Origin of the sequence: Pseudomonas sp. Sample_22 (assembly GCF_004307635.1) — a bacterium.
Classification (GTDB): domain Bacteria; phylum Pseudomonadota; class Gammaproteobacteria; order Pseudomonadales; family Pseudomonadaceae; genus Aquipseudomonas.
The window spans coordinates 44,392-63,081 of record NZ_RCNY01000022.1 but is presented as its reverse complement, the minus strand read 5'-3'; the positions used below and the strand labels follow the sequence as shown (position 1 = coordinate 63,081).

The following is an 18,690-nucleotide window of genomic DNA, read 5'->3' as shown; positions in this document are numbered from 1 at the left end:
ACGCCACTGCCGATATACCTCCCATAAAACCAATGTGTGGTCCGAGGGAGTTACAGCATGTACCAATGGTTGGCCGATAAGCTGGGAAATGTAGGTGTAAACCGCAAGTTGGGCGTCGGCTTCGGTCTGGTGCTGCTGCTGACATTGCTGATCACGTTTACCGGCTGGACCGGTCTCGGTGAAGTGACGAGTCGCGGCGACAAGCTCGGTTTCATTTCCGAGATCAACGGCCTGACCAAGGACCTGCGCATCGCCCGCCTCGACTACGAAATGCGCCGTGGCGAACAAGGTCCTGGTGCGGTCAATGACCTGCTGGGCAAGCTCGAAACCGGCCTGCAAGCGGCTCGCCAGATGATCGAACAACCCGCCGACATCGCCATGATCGACCAGCAACTGGCCGCTGTCAGCCTGTACAAACAAGGCTTCACCGCCCTGACCCAGGCCGGTGCCAACCGTGAAGATGCCCGCAGCAAACTCGGCGCTACCGCCGACAACGCCGTTGCCAAAGTCGCTGAAGTCGAAAAATCCATGCTGCAAGGTGACAGCGTGACGGCATTCAACAGCGTGATCGAGCTGAGCAAACTGATCCAGCAGGCGCGCTTCCAGGTTCGCGGCTACACCTACAGCGGCAAGAGCGAAGCCGAGCAGCCGGCCCTCGATGCGATCGACAATGCCCTGAAATACCTCGAAAGCCTGCCCGCCAAACTGCCTGAAGAACACCTCGCCAACCTGCAACTAGCCACCGACTCGCTCAAGGCTTACCGCGCCGCGGTGAGTCAATACCGTGACTCCCAGGTCGCCAGCGTCGACGCCCTGAAACGCATGGCGGCCCAAGGCGAAATCCTGCTCCAGGTGAGCAACAAACTGACGGTTTCGCAAACCCTGGTACGCGATACCGATGTAGCGCATGCCAAAAACATGCTGTTGGTGGCCACCGCCCTGGCACTGGTCTTCGGTCTGTTCGCTGCCTGGGCCATCACCCGGCAGATCGTGATTCCGCTCAACCAGACCCTCAAAGTGGCCGAACGCATTGCTTCCGGCGATCTGACCCACAACCTCGAATCCAAACGCCAGGACGAACTGGGGCAGCTGCAACGTGCGATCCAGAGCATGACCCAGGGCCTGCGCGAGCTGATCGGCGGCATCAGTGATGGCGTCACGCAGATTGCCAGCGCCGCCGAAGAGTTGTCGGCAGTTACCGAACAGACCAGCGCCGGGGTCAACAGTCAGAAGGTCGAGACCGACCAGGTGGCCACGGCCATGAACGAAATGACCGCCACGGTGCAGGAAGTTGCACGCAACGCCGAGGAAGCCTCCGAGGCCGCGGTCGCCGCCGACCAGCAGGCCCGCGAAGGTGACAAAGTGGTGGGCGAAGCCATTGCCCAGATCGAGCGCCTGGCCAAGGAAGTGGGAAACTCCACCGAAGCCATGGGCGAGCTCAAGCGCGAGAGCGACAAGATCGGCAGTGTGCTCGACGTGATCAAGTCCGTGGCACAACAAACCAACCTGCTGGCGCTCAACGCTGCCATCGAAGCCGCCCGTGCCGGTGAAGCCGGACGCGGCTTTGCCGTGGTCGCCGACGAAGTGCGCAGCCTGGCCCAGCGCACCCAGAAATCCACCGAAGAAATCGAAGAGCTGATCGTCGGCCTGCAAAACGGCACCCAGCAAGTGGCGACCATCATGGACAACAGCCGAAGCCTGACCGACAGCAGCGTCGAACTGACGCGCCGCGCCGGTGGCTCACTGGAAAGCATCACCCGCACGGTTTCGGCAATCCAGGCGATGAACCAACAGATTGCCGCCGCCGCTGAACAACAGAGCGCCGTGGCTGAGGAGATCAACCGTAGCGTGCTGAACGTGCGGGATGTCTCGGACCAGACCTCGGCCGCCAGTGAAGAGACCGCGGCCTCCAGTGTTGAGCTGGCGCGGTTGGGAACGCATCTGCAAATGCTGGTGGGACGGTTCAAGGTTTGAGGTGATCCGATCTACTTGATCGTTACTTGATCGTTCCCACGCTCTGCGTGGGAATGCATCCTCTGTCGCTCTGCGTCACGCCCGAGAAAGGACGCGGAGCGTCCTGGGCGGCGTTCCCACGCGGAGCGTGGGAACGATCAGGCCATAAAAAAACCCGCTTTCGCGGGTTTTTTCATTACGCCATCTGAGGCTGTACGCTCAACGGTTTGAGCGGCAACAACGGGGCATGAGGGTCGGCCTTGACCGACTTGCGCCACGCGCCCAGCCACTCCGGATGGCCTTCGTTCCAGACCTGCTCATGCAAGCGGGCCAAAGCTACCGGATCGCTCAACAGCTGCACACGCTCGTTGTTGGTCAGGCCTTGCGGCCCAACTTTCATCGCGTGCCGCACGCGCTCGATCCGTAGCCATTCAATCGGCTCGGCCTCACGGTGACGCGAGGTCGCCAGCGAGCACGCCAAGGCGTTCTGCTGCGGATCGACCACCGAACGGACGAAGCCGTCGTTCAGCGCATGCCAACGGTTTTCGTGGGTGTACTGGTCAGTAGCCAGCAATGCCTGCGGCGGATTGTATTCCTCAGGGATCAGGAACAGGCTCTCGTCGCGGGATTTCAGGCCCAGTCCGACACGGCTGGAAATCACCGAGACCGGGATCGACAGCATCAGCGAACCGACGATCGGCACCAGCCACCACAGGAAGCTCGGGTTCAGCCAGATCACCAGCAAGGCCCAGAAGAAGCCCAGCAAGGTTTGCGGGCCGTGGCGCTTGACTGCTTCGCTCCAGGGCGTGGAGTCGTCGTCACGTTGTGGCGAATTCCAGGTGGCAGCCCAGCCGAGGAACGCGGCAAGCACGAATCGGGTGTGGAAAATCATCCGCACCGGTGCCAACAGCACGGAGAACAGCATCTCCAGCAGCATCGACAATGTCACCTTGAACTTGCCGCCGAACTCTTTCGCGCCCTTGGCCCAGATCAGGATGATGCTCAACAGCTTCGGCAGGAACAGCAGCACGATGGTGGTCGAGAACAGCGCGATGGCCTTGTCCGGGTGCCATTGTGGCCACAGCGGATAAAGCTGGCGCGGTTCAAGGAAGTACTGCGGCTCCATCAACGTGTTGACTGCCAGCAGCGCCGTCGACAACACCAGGAAGAAGAACCACAGCGGCGCCGACAGGTAAGACATCACACCGGTCAGGAACACGGCACGGTGCACCGGGTGCATGCCCTTGACCAGGAACAGCCGGAAGTTCATCAGGTTGCCGTGGCACCAGCGACGGTCACGCTTGAGTTCATCCAGCAGGTTTGGCGGCAGTTCTTCATAGCTGCCCGGCAAGTCGTAGGCAATCCACACGCCCCAACCGGCACGACGCATCAACGCGGCTTCAACGAAGTCGTGGGACAGGATCGCACCCGCGAACGCGCCTTTACCGGGCAGCGGCGCCAGGGCGCAGTGCTCGATGAACGGCTTCATGCGAATGATCGCGTTGTGGCCCCAATAGTGCGATTCACCCAGTTGCCAGAAGTGCAGACCGGCGGTGAACAGCGGACCGTACACTCGGGTCGCGAACTGCTGCATGCGTGCATACAGCGTGTCCATGCCCGACGCACGCGGCGCGGTCTGGATGATCCCGGCGTCCGGCGTGGCTTCCATCAGACGCACCAGACTGGTCAGGCACTCACCGCTCATCACCGAGTCGGCGTCGAGTACGACCATGTACTTGTAGTCACCGCCCCAGCGACGGCAGAAGTCGTCGAGGTTACCGCTCTTGCGTTTTACCCGACGGCGGCGGCGGCGATAGAAGATCTTGCCGAAGCCCTTGGCTTCCCGGCAGACGTCCAGCCAGGCCTGCTGCTCGGCCACGCAGATGTCGGCGTCGTTACTGTCGCTGAGCACAAAGAAGTCGAAACGATCCAGATCACCCGTGGCCGCGACCGATTCGAACGTTGCACGCAGACCGGCGAATACCCGCGGCACGTCTTCGTTGCAGATCGGCATCACCAGAGCGGTGCGTGCGTCCTTTGGAATCGCCTCGTTGCCGGCGCTTTTACCGGAAATGCGGTACTTGTCGTGGCCGGTGAGCAACTCGAGGAAGCCCATCAGCGCGGTCCAGAAACCGGCCGAAACCCAACAGAACAGGATCCCGAACAGAATCAGGATGCTGGTCTGCAATGCATACGGCAGCACTTGGGTAGCGGTTTGCAGCAGCGGTTGATGCAGGACTTCTTCGAGGTCGACGAACGACCAGCCCTGATACGGCATGATGCCTTTCATGTACCAGCCGGCCACGATGGTCTGGCCGAGCATCAACACCAAAAGAATGTAGCGACGGATCGAACCCACGGTACGCCAGCGTGCTGCGGGCAGGACGCGTTCGTCCTTCGGCGGCTTCGGCGGGTTGGTACGACCGGTCATCCGGCGCCAGCCACGTACCAGGATGTTGGTACGCCAAGGCTCGGGCACGACCTTGGTCCGGCGAATCGGCGGAGTGGCCTTCAGGCAAACCCGACCGCTGGCGTCGAGCGCCAGCATTTCGGCATCCTGCAACTCTTCGGCGGTGCTCAGGGTCAGGCGCTTGCCCACCGAAGCCTGGGCGGCCTCGGTGGGGGCGTCGAACGTGGAGGACGACAGGCGTTCGTGCAACTCGCTGAAGGACTTGCAGCCCGCGAGCTCCGCGCGCTGCTGGTCGGTCATCGGCAGATGCGCCAGATACTCCGAAAGAGTTTCTGGCTGTACTAGAGAATTACTCATCGGCAGGCAACTGATAGCTCCAGGTCTCGGTCAGGACTTCTTCAGTCGGTGCCGATTCCGGTGTGGCTGGGGCCGCGTCAGCAGCGACAGGCTGCTTGGCGTCTGTATTGGCCTTGTCCTTGGCATCTGCAACCGGTTTGGCTTCGGCATGCTTGGCCTCGGCTTGCTTGGCTTCCTTGTCCATCTTCTCTTGTTGCTTGGCGGCGACTTTGTCGGCCTTGGCAACGGACGAGTTCGACGCTGGAACCGCCGACTTGGCCAGGTCAGCCGTCACAATTGGCTGCACCAGCGCAGCGCGCATTTCGGTGGACTTGCTCGGGTCCTTGATCTTCATGCGCAAGGTCAGGCGCCAGCCCTTGGTTTCAGGGTTGTAACGGACGCTGTTTTCCACGACCTCGGCGTTGTCACCCACGCTGACCTGGCTGCGAACGTCGGCATCGGCCGGCAATGCCGCCAGCGATGGACCTTCGAAATCCACCAGGTACGCCACGCTACCGTCCGGCTGACGAATCAGGTTGGACTGCTTCACGTCACCGGTGGAGCGCAAGGTTTGCTTGACCCAGGCGCTGTCCGGCGCGTGAATCGAAGCCTCATCCATGGTCCAGTGCATACGATAAGCGACATCAAGCGGCTGGCCGGGTTCCGGCATCTTTTCCGGGCTCCAGAACGCCACGATATTGTCGTTGGTTTCGTCAGCGGTCGGAATCTCTACCAGATCGACGGAGCCTTTGCCCCAGTCGCCTTTCGGTTCGATCCAGGCACTTGGGCGCTTGTCGTAGCGGTCGTCGAGGTCTTCGTAGTGGCTGAAGTCGCGGCCACGTTGCAGCAGACCGAAGCCGCGCGGGTTCTCTACGGAGAAGTTGCTCACGGCCAGGTGTTTAGGGTTGTTCAGAGGGCGCCAGATCCACTCGCCGTTACCGGCATGGATCGACAGACCGCTGGAGTCGTGCAGTTCACGACGATAATTCAGGACTTTCGATGGCTGATTGGCGCCGAACAGGTACATGCTGGTCAGCGGCGCAACGCCGAGCTTGGTGACTTTGTCACGCAGGAACATCTGCGCCTTGACGTCGACAATGGTGTCGCTGCCCGGACGCAGGGTCAGGCGATAGGCACCAGTAGCGCGAGGCGAATCGAGCAACGCGAAGATCACCAGATGCTTGTCGCCCGGCTTGGGCTGTTGAATCCAGAACTCGCGAAAGCGCGGGAACTCTTCGCCCGATGGCAACGCGGTATCGATCGCCATGCCGCGCGCGGACAAGCCATAGACGTGACCCTTGCCGACAACGCGGAAATAACTCGCGCCGAGCATGGTCATGATTTCGTCTTGCTTGTCGGCCTTGTTGATCGGGTACAGCACACGGAAACCGGCATAACCGAGTTGCTCAGTGGCTTTGGGATCAAACTTGAGGTCGCCGAAATCGAACCGGGTTGGATCGTATTTGATCTCTTCGACGGTGTTCGCCGTGATTTCGTTGATTTTCACCGGCGTGTCGAAATGCATGCCCTGGTGATAGAACGACAGCTTGAACGGGGTTTTCTGGTCCGCCCACTCGGCCTTTTCAGTCAGGAACCGAATTTTCTGATAGTCCGCGAATTTCATTTCGCGGAATTCGTTTGGCAGGTTACTGCGCGGCGCTTCGTACTTCTGTCCGGCCAGCTCTTTTGCCTTGACCGATACATCATCCAGATTGAATGCCCAAAGCTGACCGGCGCTGAACAGGCAGAGCAGTGCCGAGCCCGCTACCAGAGCGCTACGTAACCGTTTGGCAGACAATTTTGGTGCGTTACAGGGACTAACAATCACGAGCAACCCTCGCCGAAAACAGATCAAAAAACCAACGGCCAGTTAAAGGGTCTGTACGGTATCCGGTACATGAAAACCGGTCCTGCAGACCACTCTTGCCAAGTTGGCGAGCATTGTTCCGACTCCGCTGGGGCAAAATGATTCCCCAATCGGATCCAGACAAGTCTCTACCTAAGTCAAAATGGACCAACGAACGCTGATCCCCGTAGCGCGCGATTATCTAGCAGGCCGCGTTACAACGCATCAGGGGTAACAAAGTATTTATTGGGAAAAACACCTGTTTTCAGCCGAAATGCGCTTAAAAAGATGTTTCAAGCGCTTTCAGGTCTGTAACAGGAAGGTGACCGGGCCATCATTGACCAGGTGCACCTGCATATCCGCGCCGAATCTACCTGATGCCACAGTGCCATGCACCTGTTTCGCTTTGCCCAATAGATAGTCGAAAAGCTCCTCGCCCAGGGCCGGAGGGGCGGCGGTCGAGAAACTCGGGCGCAACCCGCTCTTCGTATCGGCGGCCAGGGTGAACTGCGAGACCAGCAGCAACCCGCCGCCCACGTCCGCCAGGGACAGATTCATCTTGCCCTCGGCGTCGCTGAACACCCGATAGTTAAGCAGCTTATTGAGAAGTTTGTCGGCGCTGGCTCGCGTGTCGTCGGGCTCGACGGCCACCAGCACCAGCAAACCCTGATCGATTGCACCGACCACTTCCCCCGCTACCTCGACTCGCGCGCCTCGCACGCGTTGCAGCAAGCCCTTCATGCTTCGTCAGGGGTCAGATCGAGCAGGCGTCGTGCCATCTGATCAGCGGCACGCACCAAAGCGTCGGTGATGCCCGGTTCGGAAGCGGCGTGCCCGGCGTCGCGGATGACTTGCAGCTCACTGTTCGGCCAGGCCTGGTGCAGCTCCCAGGCGTTGTCCAACGGACAGATCACGTCATAACGGCCATGGACGATCACGCCGGGCAAGTGGGCAATCTTGCCCATGTCGCGAATCAGTTGATCCGGTTCAAGGAACGCGTTGTTGGTGAAGTAGTGGCATTCGATCCGGGCAATGGACAGCGCGCGCTGAGGCTCGGAGAAACGGTCGACCACCAGCGGGTTCGGCCGCAGGGTGGCGGTCCGGCCTTCCCAGAGTGACCAGGCCTTGGCCGCATGCATCTGGGCAATCTGATCATTGCCGGTCAGGCGCTTGTGGAAAGCACTGAGCAGGTCGTCGCGCTCGTCCAGCGGAATCGGCGCCAGGTAGTCCTGCCAGTAGTCCGGGAACAGACGGCTGGCACCGGCCTGATAGAACCACTCGATTTCCTGCGGACGGCAGAGAAAGATCCCACGCAGGATCAGACCGTGCACCCGCTCTGGATGGGTTTGCGCGTAGGCCAGCGCCAGGGTCGAGCCCCAGGAGCCACCGAACAGCACCCATTTGTCGATACCCAGGTGTTTGCGGATGCGCTCGAGGTCGGCGACCAGATCCCAGGTGGTGTTGTTTTCCAGGCTCGCGTGGGGTGTGGAGCGACCGCAACCGCGTTGATCGAAAGTGACAATGCGATACAGGTTCGGATCGAAATAGCGGCGGCTCTGGGCATCACACCCGGCCCCGGGGCCGCCGTGAATGAACACTACCGGCAAACCTTCCGGCGAACCGCTCTCGTCGACATACAGCGTGTGAGTCGCGTCGACGGCCAGATCGTGCCGGGCGTGGGGTTTGATCTGTGGGTACAAAGTCTGCATTGCGCGCTCCGTAAGGGGTCGAGGTCATCCCTGGGGGGACTTCTATTATTCTGCCGTTGGGCATCATAAACCCGATTTACGTCAATGAGCATGCCCTTGCAGGGTCAGAGTTTGTCCGCGAGATAACGGAGCAGCGTTTCGTACAACGCATCCACCTCTACAGCCTGCCCCCGCGCCCGTAAACAACCATGAACCAGGCCCTCGCCGTAATACAGCGTCGCGCTCACGCCGGCGCTGTTCAGTCGCTCGGCGTAAAGCACACCGTCATCGCGCAGCGGATCGAACTGCGCCACCGCAATCAATGCCGGCGGCAGGCCGCTGAAATTGCCGGCCAGTAGCGGCATCGCACAGGCACCCGGCTTCGCTGTGCCACCCAGGTACAACGCGTGGTAGCAATCGACATCGCTGCTGCTCAGCAACGGAGCATCGACGCATTCACTGCGAGACGCCAATTGCTGATCGCCACCCAGCCCCGGATAGATCAACACCTGCGCCGCCGGCAAGGGTTCACCCGCATCGCGCAATGCCAGGCACAGGGCGGCCGCGAGATTGCCGCCGGCGCTGTCGCCAGCCACCAGCGTGCGAGCGCGATCCAGTTGAAACGGCCCAGTGCGCAGTGCGCGCCAGACTTTCAGGCAATCGTCGAAGGCCGCGGGAAACGGATGCTCCGGCGCCAGACGGTAATCGACAGCGATCACCAACACGTTAAGCGTCGAGGCCAGTTCGGCACAGATGAAGTCGTGGGAATCCAGGTCCCCCACCACCCAGCCGCCGCCATGCAGGTAGACGATGCACGGCATGCCAGCAGCAGAAGGTGAAACCGGCGGCTGATACGAACGAACGGCAACCCCCGCCAATTCGAAATCGACCACGTACAACCCTGCCGGACGCGGCGGCGTGAATGCCCGACACATCTCGCTGTAGGCCTGACGCAATCCGCTCAGGCTGCTTTCGGTGCTGTTGAAACTCAGGGTTTTGTCGACGAACGCCGAAAGCTGTTCTGATAAAGGATAGGTCGTCATCAGTTTTTCAGGCTGGCCTGAACCGTGGCTACGCCGTCCTTGCCATCGAAACTGTTGACACCGGCCAGCCAGCGCTCAAGATCTTCCGGGTGCTCGCGCAGCCATTTTCTGGCGACGTCTTGGGGCGTCTGGCGCTCCATGATCGGCACCATCAACTGGCTTTCCTGGGCGGCGGTGAAGGTCAGGTTTTCCAGCAGGCGATTGACGTTCGGGCAACGCTGGGCGTAATCGGGAGCGGTCACGGTCGAAACGGTCGCGGCGCCTTCGTTCGGGCCGTAGACGTCTTCGCTGCCGGTCAGGTAGGTGATGTTCATGTTGATGTTCATCGGGTGCGGAGTCCAGCCGACGAAGACCACGAACTCCTTGCGATTCACCGCACGCTGAACGGCGGCGAGCATACCGGCCTCACCGGATTCGATCAGCTTGAAGTCCTTGAGACCAAAGTGATTGGTTTCGATCATGGTCTTGATCGTGGTGTTGGCGCCGCTGCCCGGTTCGATGCCGTAGATCTTGCCACCAAGCTGATCCTTGAACCTGGCAATGTCGGCGAAAGTTTTCAGGCCCGCTGCGGCAACGTAGTCAGGAACGGCGAGCGTGGCCTGGGCATCGGCCAGGCTTGGTTTGTCCATGACCTTGACTTGATTGGCGGCCAGGAACGGCGCGATGTTTTTATCCATCGCCGGTTTCCAGTAACCGAGGAAGATGTCCAGGCGCTTGTCGCGAATCCCGGCGAAAATGATTTGCTGCACGGCGCTGGTCTGCTTGCTTTCGTAACCAAGACCATTGAGCAACACGTCGGCCATGCCGCTGGTGGCGATCACGTCCGTCCAGTTGACCACGCCCATGCGCACGGTTTTGCAGGAGGCGTCGTCCGCCGCCATGGCGCCGGCACTCAACAGCGCGGTACCGCAGAAGATTGAGAGACAGCGGGTAAACAGTCTTTTCATCAGGATGATCTCGTGCGGCAGCGGATTATTGTCGGGCCGGTGTCTTTGTGCACCGTGGTCGAAACATTACGCAGCAGACGAGCGCTAAAAGCGAACTGTGGCGACCGAGATTTGCACGGAGGCGACTGTCTCGATCAATCGTTCCCACGCTTTGCGTGGTAATGCAGCCAGGGAGGGATTCCCACGCGGAGCGTGGGAACGATCAGTCACCGGTAGTGTTGCTCGCCCCATGCGAGCAAGCCTTGCAGCAGTTCCTTCAACACCATCCGCGTCGGCTCTGCCAGATCCGCTCGATAGCGGAACGGCTCGAATTCTTCCATGTACGTGCACTGGCCCAACTCCAGTTGCACGGCATGGATGTTTTCGGCTGGATTACCGTAGTGTCGGGTGATGTGACCGCCCTTGAAGCGACCGTTAAGCACATGGCTGTAGTCGCCGTGGCGCGCGCAGATGGCTTCCAGCTGACCGGCCAATTGCGGGTCACAACTGGCGCCGTTGAAAGTGCCGAGGTTGAAGTCCGGCAACTTGCCGTCGAACAGGTGCGGGATGATCGAGCGGATCGAATGTGCATCGAACAGCAGCGCGTAACCGAACTCGGCTTTGAGGCGCGCCAGCTCGGTTTGCAAGGTGCTGTGATATGGCGTCCAGATCTGCTGCAGATACGTCGCACGCTCCTCTTTCGAAGGTTCCATGCCCTCACGGAACAATGGAATGCCATCGAACAGCGTCGCCGGATACAGGCCGGTGGTAGCGCCGACGTATAAAGGTTTGTCGTCGGACGGCCGGTTGAGGTCGATGACGAAACGCGAATACTCGGCGGCCAGGGTGCTGGCACCCAGCTCGGCGGCGAAATCGTAAAGCTGCGGGATGTGCCAGTCGGTGTCCGGCAGGCTTTTCGCGTCGGGTATCAGCCCGGCTTCGACTGCAGGCGTCAGGCGAACACCGGCGTGGGGCATGCTGATCAGCAGCGGTACGCGGCCTTGTTTGAAGTTCAGAACCTTATCCACAACTGCTCTCCTACAGACTCGTTTCGACGCCGTGACGCACGACGCGTTTTTCCAGGTCGCCGCCCAGCCAGTAACACAGGTCGGCCGGACGATCGATTTGCCAGGCGACGAAATCCGCGACCTTGCCGGCCTCCAGTGAGCCGTGGGTGTCGGCCATGCCCAAGGCAGTGGCGGCATGAAGGGTCGCGCCGGCCAGGGCCTCTTCCGGGGTCATGCGGAAACAGGTACACGCCATGTTCAGCATCAGGCGTAGCGACAGTCCCGGCGATGTGCCCGGATTGAGGTCGCTGGCGATGGCGATTTTTACCCCGTGTTTGCGCAGGGCATCCATCGGCGGCAATTGGGTTTCGCGCAGGAAGTAAAAGGCTCCGGGCAGCAGCACGGCGACCGTGCCGGCCTCGGCCATGGCGATGGCGTCGTCTTCGGTCATGAATTCCAGGTGATCGGCGGACAATGCGTGGTAACGCGCGGCCAGACTCGAACCGTGCAACGACGACAATTGCTCGGCGTGCAGTTTCACTGGTAAACCCAATTCCCGGGCAGTGATGAAAACACGCTCGACCTGCGCCGGCGAGAACGCCAGGTATTCACAGAACGCGTCCACCGCGTCCACCAACCCTTCGGCGGCCAGGGCCGGGAGCATTTCTGCGCAGATGTGCTCGATGTAGTCGTCAGCACGATCCTTGTATTCCGGTGGCAAGGCGTGCGCCGCCAGGCAGGTGCTGCGCACGCTGACCGGCAGTTCGGCACCGAGACGACGGGCCACGCGCAACATCTTGCGTTCGTTGGCCAGGTCCAGGCCGTAGCCGGATTTGATTTCAATGCTGGTGACACCATCACGCATCAGGCTTTTCAGACGCTTGGCGGCACTGGCGAACAGTTCATCTTCGCTGGCAGCACGGGTGGCGCGCACGGTGCTGGCGATTCCACCCCCGGCTGCGGCGATTTCCGCGTAGCTGACGCCTTGCAGCCGCTGCTCGAATTCACCGCTGCGGTTGCCGCCGAACACTGTATGCGTGTGGCAGTCAATCAGGCCCGGCGTGACCCAGGCCCCTTTCAAATCGTTGACCGCCGGGTATTCGCCCGCCGGCAGTTCGGCGCGAGGGCCGATCCACTCGATGAGTGCACCGGACGTCACGATGGCGGCGTCCTCGATGATCGAGTAAACGCCCTGCGCCATGGTTGCGACGTGGCAGTGTTGCCAGAGGGTTTTCATCCCGAGTTCCTCGTCTTTGATCGTTCCCATGCTCCGCGTGGGAATGCCTCAAGGGACGCTCTGCGTCCAGTGACGCGGAGCGTCACGGGCTGCATTCCCACGCAGAGCGTGGGAACGATCGGTGGGTGGGGTTAGAGGCTAGGCAGCAATTTCGCCGACACCAATTCGCTCAGGCAACGCGAAGCCAACAACTCGGTCGCCGCATTGATATCCGGTGCAAAGAACCGGTCCTTCTCATAAAACGGCACTTCCTTGCGCAGAATCGCCCGAGCCTGCTCCAGCTTCGGCGAGGTCTTCAGACCATTGCGCAGGTCCAGCCCCTGAACCGCTGCCAGCCATTCCACCGCGAGAATCCCGCGAGTGTTCTCGGCCATTTCCCACAGGCGCTTGCCGGCTGCCGGAGCCATGGACACGTGGTCTTCCTGGTTGGCGGAGGTCGGCAGGCTGTCCACCGAATGCGGATGGGACAGCGCCTTGTTCTCGCTGGCCAGTGCCGCGGCGGTCACCTGGGCGATCATGAAACCGGAGTTCACACCACCGTTGGCCACCAGGAACGGCGGCAATTGCGACATGTGCTTGTCCATCATCAGCGAGATACGGCGCTCGCTCAGGGAGCCGATTTCCGCAATGGCCAAGGCCATGTTGTCCGCGGCCATCGCCACCGGCTCGGCGTGGAAGTTGCCACCGGAAATCACGTCGCCTTCAGCAGCGAATACCAGCGGGTTGTCCGACACAGCGTTGGCTTCGACGGCCAGCACTTCGGCCGCCTGACGGAATTGGGTCAGGCAGGCGCCCATGACCTGTGGCTGGCAACGCAAGGAGTAAGGGTCTTGAACCTTCTCGCAGTTTTCATGGGAATCGGAGACTTCGCTGCGCTCACCCAGCAGGTCGCGATACGCGGCGGCGGCGTCGATCTGGCCTTTCTGGCCACGGGCCGCGTGGATGCGTGCGTCGAACGGCGAGCGCGAGCCCAATACCGCCTCAACGGTCAGGCCGCCCAGCGCCAGGGCACCGGCGAACAGGTCTTCACCCTCGAACAGGCCACGCAAGGCAAACGCAGTGGACACTTGGGTGCCATTGAGCAGTGCCAAACCTTCTTTCGCCGCCAGGGTCAGCGGGGTCAAGCCGGCGACTTTCAGCGCTTCGGTAGCTTCCATCCACTCGCCCTTGTAGCGCGCCTTGCCTTCGCCCAGCAGCACCAGCGACATGTGGGCCAATGGCGCCAGGTCACCGGATGCACCGACCGAACCTTTCAATGGAATGTGCGGGTAAACCTCGGCGTTGATCAGCGCGATCAGCGCGTCGATCACCACCCGGCGGATGCCGGAGAAACCACGGCTGAGGCTGTTGACCTTGAGCACCATGATCAGTCGGACCAGGTCGTCGCTGATCGGCTGGCCGACACCCGCGGCGTGGGACAACACCAGCGAACGCTGGAGGTTTTCCAGGTCTTCACTGGCGATGCGGGTCGAAGCCAGCAGGCCGAAACCGGTGTTGATGCCGTAGGCCGTGCGGTTTTCGGCGAGGATCTGCTCCACGCAGGCAACGCTGGCTTCGATCTGCCTTGATGCGCTGTTGTCGAGGGTCAGTTTCACCGGTTGCTGATAGACATCACGCAGTTGAGCGAGCGTCAGTTGGCCAGGGATCAAATTAAGCGCAGTCACATTCATTCTCCTTTTGAGAGTATTTATTAACTAACCAGACGCTCCGGAGATGTCCGTTGTCCGTCGCTTCCCACCTTTTGGGGGGCTGGCGCCTTGGCACGCTGGCTTATGTTGAAATCAGTTGAGGTTCGGTAAAGCCTTGTGCAACAAATTCGGTTCTTTCAGTACAGCAGCAGCGGCGGCAATGTCCGGCGCCAGCCAACGATCCTGATCGTAGGCTGGCACACGTTCACGCAGCAGACGCCAGGCGGCATCGGTACCAGCGCCGAAGCGTTGTTCCTTGAGGAATTCGAATGCCTGGGCCGCCAACAGGTACTCGATGGCGAGGATCTGCGTGCAGTTTTCCAGCGCGCGATGCAGTTTCAGCGCGGCGTTGGTGCCCAGGCTCAGGTGATCTTCCTGCAGGCCCGAGGTCACGTAGTTGTCCAGCACCGCGGGTTGCGCCAGTTGGCGGTTTTCCGCACACAGCGAAGCGGCGACGTATTGCACGATCATCATTCCGGAGTTCACCCCCGGATTGGCCACCAGAAACGCCGGCAGACCACTGACGTGCGGGTTGATCAAACGATCCAGGCGACGCTCGGCGATGGAGCCGATTTCCGCCATGGCGATGGCCAGCAGATCCGCCGCCAGCGCCACGGACTGGCCGTGCGGGTTGGCTTGGGACATGACGCGGAAGTTGTCCGGCGTACCCAACAGCAGCGGGTTATCGGTGCAGCCGTTGAGTTCGATTTCAATCTGTTTGATCGCATGCTCGAGTTGATCGCGAGCGGCGCCATGCACTTGGGGAATCGAGCGGATGCTCAAGGCATCCTGGGTGCGAATGCCTTTGCTCTGGGCGATCACTTCACTGCCATCGAGCAGCGCGCGCAGGTTGATGCCGACCTGTTGCATGCCCGGGTGCGGCTTGAGCGCAATGATCTCGGCATCGAATGCGGCGATCTGGCCACGCTGGGCTTCGAAGCTCATGGCACTGATTACGTCGGCCCACTGCAACAGACGCGTGGCGTCGGCAATTGCCAGGCTGCTGAGGCCGGTCATGCACGGGGTGCCGTTGACCAGGCACAGACCGTCCTTGGCACCGAGCTGGACCGGTTGCAGGCCTTCTTGCGCCAGCGCCTGCTGCGCCGGCACGATTTGCCCGCGATAGCTGACGTTGCCGACGCCCAGCAGCGCAATGCCGATGTGCGCCATGTGGGTCAGGTAGCCAACCGAGCCCTGAGAGGGCACTTGTGGGGTGATACCGCGATTGAGCAGCGCCAGCAGCGCTTCGACGACCCGGCGGTGAATGCCGGATTTTCCCTGGCTGTAATTGCGGATGGCAGCGCAGATGATTGCGCGCGTCTGCTCGTCGGCCAGCGGTGCGCCAACGCCACAGGCATGGCTGAGCAAGGTGTTGCGCGAGAGTTGGCTGAGTTGTTCGTCTTTGAGCGAGACGTTGCACAAGGCGCCCAGGCCGGTGTTCACGCCGTAGGCGCGCTCGCCGCTGGCGACGATGCGCTGGACGATCGCCTGGGCGTTTTCGATGCGGTCCCACACCTGCGCCGACAGCTCGAGCTGTGCGCCATGGCGGGCTACGGCAACCACATCCTGCCAACGCAACGGCGCGTCGGCGATAACGATTTTTTCAGCCTGGGACATCTTCAACCTCGTGCTTACAACCTGAATATTGATGCAACTTCACCGGCCTCATCGCTGGCAAGCCAGCTCCCACAGGGACGGGTCATATTGCCCCTATTTTGTTCACACACCAGAACACTGTGGGAGCTGGCTTGCCAGCGATGGGGCCGGTACAGACACCGCCAGTTTTTAGACCACCGCAGCCCGCCGCTGCACGAACCGGTCGACATATTCATCCGCCGGCGAATGCAGGATCTCTTTCGGCGTGCCGACCTGGATCAGGCGGCCGTCCTTGAGGATCGCGATGCGATTGCCGATGCGTACGGCCTCGTCGAGGTCGTGGGTGATGAAGACGATGGTCTTGTGCAGGGTCTTTTGCAGCTCCAGCAACTGGTCCTGCATCTCGGCGCGGATCAGCGGATCGAGGGCACTGAAGGCTTCGTCCATCAGGATGATGTCGGTGTCGGCCGCCAATGCACGGGCCAGGCCCACGCGCTGACGCATGCCACCCGAGAGCTGATGCGGGTATTTGTTTTCGTAGCCCTTGAGGCCCACGGTGTTGATCCAGTGCAGCGCGCGTTCGTTGCACAGGGCTTTGCTTTCGCCACGGACTTTCAGGCCGTAGGCAACGTTGTCCAGCACGCTCTTGTGCGGCAACAGGCCGAAGCTCTGGAACACCATGCTGATCTTGCGCCGGCGAAATTCGCGCAGGGCTTCCATGTCGTATTGCAGGATGTCCACACCGTCCACCAGGATCGCACCGCTGGTCGGGTCGATCAGGCGATTGAAGTGGCGTACCAGCGTCGACTTGCCGGAGCCCGACAAGCCCATGATCACGAAAATCTCGCCGCTGCCGATGCTCAAGGACAGATCGTTGACCCCGACCACGCAGCCGGTTTCGGCCAGCACCTGTTCTTTGGTCTTGCCCTGGCCGACCATGGCCAGCGCGTCTTTGGAACGGTTGCCGAAAATCTTGAAGACGTTTTTGACTTCGATCTTGCTCACGGTTGCGTTGTTCATTTGCTCACCTCATGCCGTGCGCGACCGTACGCCTGTGTAATGCGGTCGATCACCACAGCCAGAATCACGATCGCCAGACCGGCTTCAAGGCCACGTCCGACGTTGAGGGTCTGAATCCCCACCAGCACGTCTTCACCCAAACCACGGGCACCGATCATCGAGGCGATCACCACCATCGACAGGGCCATCATGGTTGTCTGGTTGATACCCGCCATGATGCTCGGCAGAGCCAGCGGCAGTTGCACGCCGAACAGTTGCTGCCAGCGGTTGGCGCCGAAGGCATTGATCGCTTCCATCACTTCGCCGTCGACCTGGCGAATGCCCAGGTCAGTCAGGCGGATCAGCGGCGGCGCGGCGTAGATCACCGTGGCGAAAATCGCCGGGACCTTGCCCAGACCGAACAGCATCAATACCGGGATCAAGTACACGAAGCTCGGCATCGTCTGCATGATGTCCAGCAGCGGCATCAGTACCGAACGCAGGCGATTGCTGCGCGCCGACAGGATGCCCAGCGGAATGCCGATCAGCACCGATATGACCGTCGCCACCATCATCAGCGCCAGGGTCTGCATCAGTTTGTCCCAGAGGCCGACCGCGCCCACCAGGAACAGCAGGCCGACAATGACGGCAGTGGTCACGACTTTACGGGTCGCATGCCAGGCAACGCCCGCGACGATCGCCAGCATCAGCCACCATGGCGCGGCACGCAGCAGGCCTTCGAGATTGACGATGGCCCACAGCAGCGTATCGGAGATGCTGCGGAACACGTCGCCGTAGTTGGTCACCAGCGAATCGACCCAACCGTTGACCCAGTCGGCGATGGAAAAGGTAAAGCTTTCGGGAAACATAAGAGACTCTCAATCAAGGGGTTGCGATCAAGTTTCCGACTGCCGTCGCCGGCAGCCGGAGACACTCGACCTACAAGGCCGCGTCGATCTTTTTGGCTGCGTCTTCGCTCACCCATTGGTGCCAGACTTCAGGATGTTCCTTCAGGAAGATCTTGGCCAGTTTTGGCGACTCGATACGTTCCTTGCTCATGCGACCCAAATTCTGGTTCAGCAGGTCGATTGGCAAGTTGACCTTTTCCAGCACGGCCACCAGTTCCGGGGCTTCTTCGTGGAAGGTCTTGGACAGGCCGACCTTGATGGTCACGGTCTTGTCCACGCCTGGTTTTTCTTCCAGTTTGACTACGTCGACCTGGCCCATCAGCGGAGTTGGCGACCAGTAGTAGAACAGGATCGGCTCGCCACGCTTGTAGCTCGACAGCACGGCGGCATCCAGCGCCGGGCCAGTGCCCGGGCGGAAGTTGGTGTAGCTGCTTTCCAGGCCGTAGCTTTTCAGCATCTCACTGTTGTCGAGCTCACAGGTCCAGCCAGCCGGGCAGTTGTAGAAACGGCCCTTGGATGGTTCTTCGGCGTCCTTGAACACGGCGGAATATTTGCCCAGATCGGCAATGGTTTTCAGGTCAGGTGCTTTAGGTTCCAGCTTGCGCTTGGCGTCGCCTTCGATCACATAGCGCGGCACGTACCAGCCTTCGACCGCACCGACCACCGGCGCGCCGACACCGACGACCTTGCCGGCCTTCTCGGCTTTGTTCCAGACCTCGCTACGGCCGACCCACTCTTCGGCGAACACCTGGATGTCGTTACTGCTCAGGGCGTTTTCCATGGTGATGGAGTTGCCCGGCAGGCTGTCGGTCTTGCAGTCGTAGCCTTTCTCCAGCACGACTTGCATCACGTCGGTCAGGAGCATGGCGCTTTCCCAGTTCAGGCCGGCGAATTTCACCGGTTTGCCCGACTCGCACCAACCCGCCGCCTGAGTGGCGCCAGCGCTGGCCAGCAGGCCCATGGAAAGCAATGCGGTCAGCAGGGTCTTGTTCGATTTCATTGTTGTGACGCTCCTAATCATGAATGGGCTTACGGCAGTCAAGAGGCATCCAG

The 18,690-nt window shown here is 60.9% G+C and carries 14 protein-coding genes; 1 reads left to right on the top strand and 13 read right to left on the bottom strand.

All coding sequences use genetic code 11. The features are described from left to right. The first annotated feature begins 57 nt into the window (after nucleotides 1–57). Entirely contained in the window at nucleotides 58–1,974 is a 1,917-nt protein-coding gene (locus D8U73_RS05330) for a methyl-accepting chemotaxis protein (protein ID WP_056852239.1), read from the top strand. Nucleotides 1,975–2,149: 175 nt separating this feature from the next. Here D8U73_RS05330 and mdoH read toward each other — a convergent pair whose 3' ends face one another. The 13 genes from mdoH to D8U73_RS05265 form a co-directional block, all read right to left on the bottom strand. Next, on the bottom strand, nucleotides 2,150–4,720 hold the full coding sequence (gene mdoH, locus D8U73_RS05325) for a glucans biosynthesis glucosyltransferase MdoH (protein WP_056852238.1): 2,571 nt from the start codon (nucleotides 4,718–4,720) through the stop codon (nucleotides 2,150–2,152). After that, a complete protein-coding gene (locus D8U73_RS05320; RefSeq protein ID WP_130903891.1) occupies nucleotides 4,713–6,527 on the bottom strand; it encodes a glucan biosynthesis protein G in 1,815 nt (604 codons plus the stop codon). The genes mdoH and D8U73_RS05320 overlap by 8 nt, the downstream gene beginning before the upstream one ends. 321 nt (nucleotides 6,528–6,848) lie before the next feature. Beyond that, nucleotides 6,849–7,286 (bottom strand): D-aminoacyl-tRNA deacylase, encoded by a 438-nt coding sequence (dtd, locus tag D8U73_RS05315; RefSeq protein ID WP_056852236.1) that lies wholly within the window; start codon nucleotides 7,284–7,286, stop codon nucleotides 6,849–6,851. Continuing rightward, on the bottom strand, nucleotides 7,283–8,254 hold the full coding sequence (gene pip / locus D8U73_RS05310; RefSeq protein ID WP_056852235.1) for a prolyl aminopeptidase: 972 nt from the start codon (nucleotides 8,252–8,254) through the stop codon (nucleotides 7,283–7,285). Before pip ends, dtd begins: the two co-directional genes overlap by 4 nt. Nucleotides 8,255–8,358: 104 nt before the next feature. Further along, on the bottom strand, nucleotides 8,359–9,276 hold the full coding sequence (locus tag D8U73_RS05305; RefSeq protein ID WP_130903890.1) for an alpha/beta hydrolase: 918 nt from the start codon (nucleotides 9,274–9,276) through the stop codon (nucleotides 8,359–8,361). Continuing rightward, on the bottom strand, nucleotides 9,276–10,223 hold the full coding sequence (locus D8U73_RS05300) for a choline ABC transporter substrate-binding protein (protein WP_130903889.1): 948 nt from the start codon (nucleotides 10,221–10,223) through the stop codon (nucleotides 9,276–9,278). The genes D8U73_RS05305 and D8U73_RS05300 overlap by 1 nt, the downstream gene beginning before the upstream one ends. Nucleotides 10,224–10,429: 206 nt before the next feature. Next, complete coding sequence (gene hutG, locus D8U73_RS05295) at nucleotides 10,430–11,230, bottom strand: N-formylglutamate deformylase (RefSeq protein WP_130903888.1); 801 nt, start codon at nucleotides 11,228–11,230, stop codon at nucleotides 10,430–10,432. A 10-nt stretch (nucleotides 11,231–11,240) separates the two neighbouring features. Continuing rightward, nucleotides 11,241–12,446: an imidazolonepropionase gene (gene hutI, locus D8U73_RS05290; protein WP_130903887.1), complete on the bottom strand. Its 1,206-nt coding sequence runs from the start codon at nucleotides 12,444–12,446 to the stop codon at nucleotides 11,241–11,243. 131 nt (nucleotides 12,447–12,577) lie between these two features. After that, nucleotides 12,578–14,116, bottom strand: coding sequence for a histidine ammonia-lyase (hutH, locus tag D8U73_RS05285; protein ID WP_130903886.1), 1,539 nt, complete (start codon nucleotides 14,114–14,116; stop codon nucleotides 12,578–12,580). 111 nt (nucleotides 14,117–14,227) lie between these two features. Further along, a complete protein-coding gene (hutH, locus tag D8U73_RS05280; RefSeq protein ID WP_056852230.1) occupies nucleotides 14,228–15,751 on the bottom strand; it encodes a histidine ammonia-lyase in 1,524 nt (507 codons plus the stop codon). Between the two features lie 168 nt (nucleotides 15,752–15,919). Beyond that, nucleotides 15,920–16,750, bottom strand: coding sequence for a glycine betaine/L-proline ABC transporter ATP-binding protein (locus tag D8U73_RS05275; RefSeq protein ID WP_056852229.1), 831 nt, complete (start codon nucleotides 16,748–16,750; stop codon nucleotides 15,920–15,922). Further along, nucleotides 16,747–17,598 carry a proline/glycine betaine ABC transporter permease gene (locus D8U73_RS05270; RefSeq protein WP_008058061.1) on the bottom strand — a complete coding sequence of 284 codons (852 nt, stop codon included), beginning with the start codon at nucleotides 17,596–17,598 and terminating at the stop codon, nucleotides 16,747–16,749. Before D8U73_RS05270 ends, D8U73_RS05275 begins: the two co-directional genes overlap by 4 nt. Nucleotides 17,599–17,668: 70 nt before the next feature. Further along, nucleotides 17,669–18,637, bottom strand: a complete 969-nt coding sequence (locus D8U73_RS05265) for an ABC transporter substrate-binding protein (protein WP_130903885.1) — start codon at nucleotides 18,635–18,637, stop codon at nucleotides 17,669–17,671. Nucleotides 18,638–18,690 lie beyond the last annotated feature (53 nt).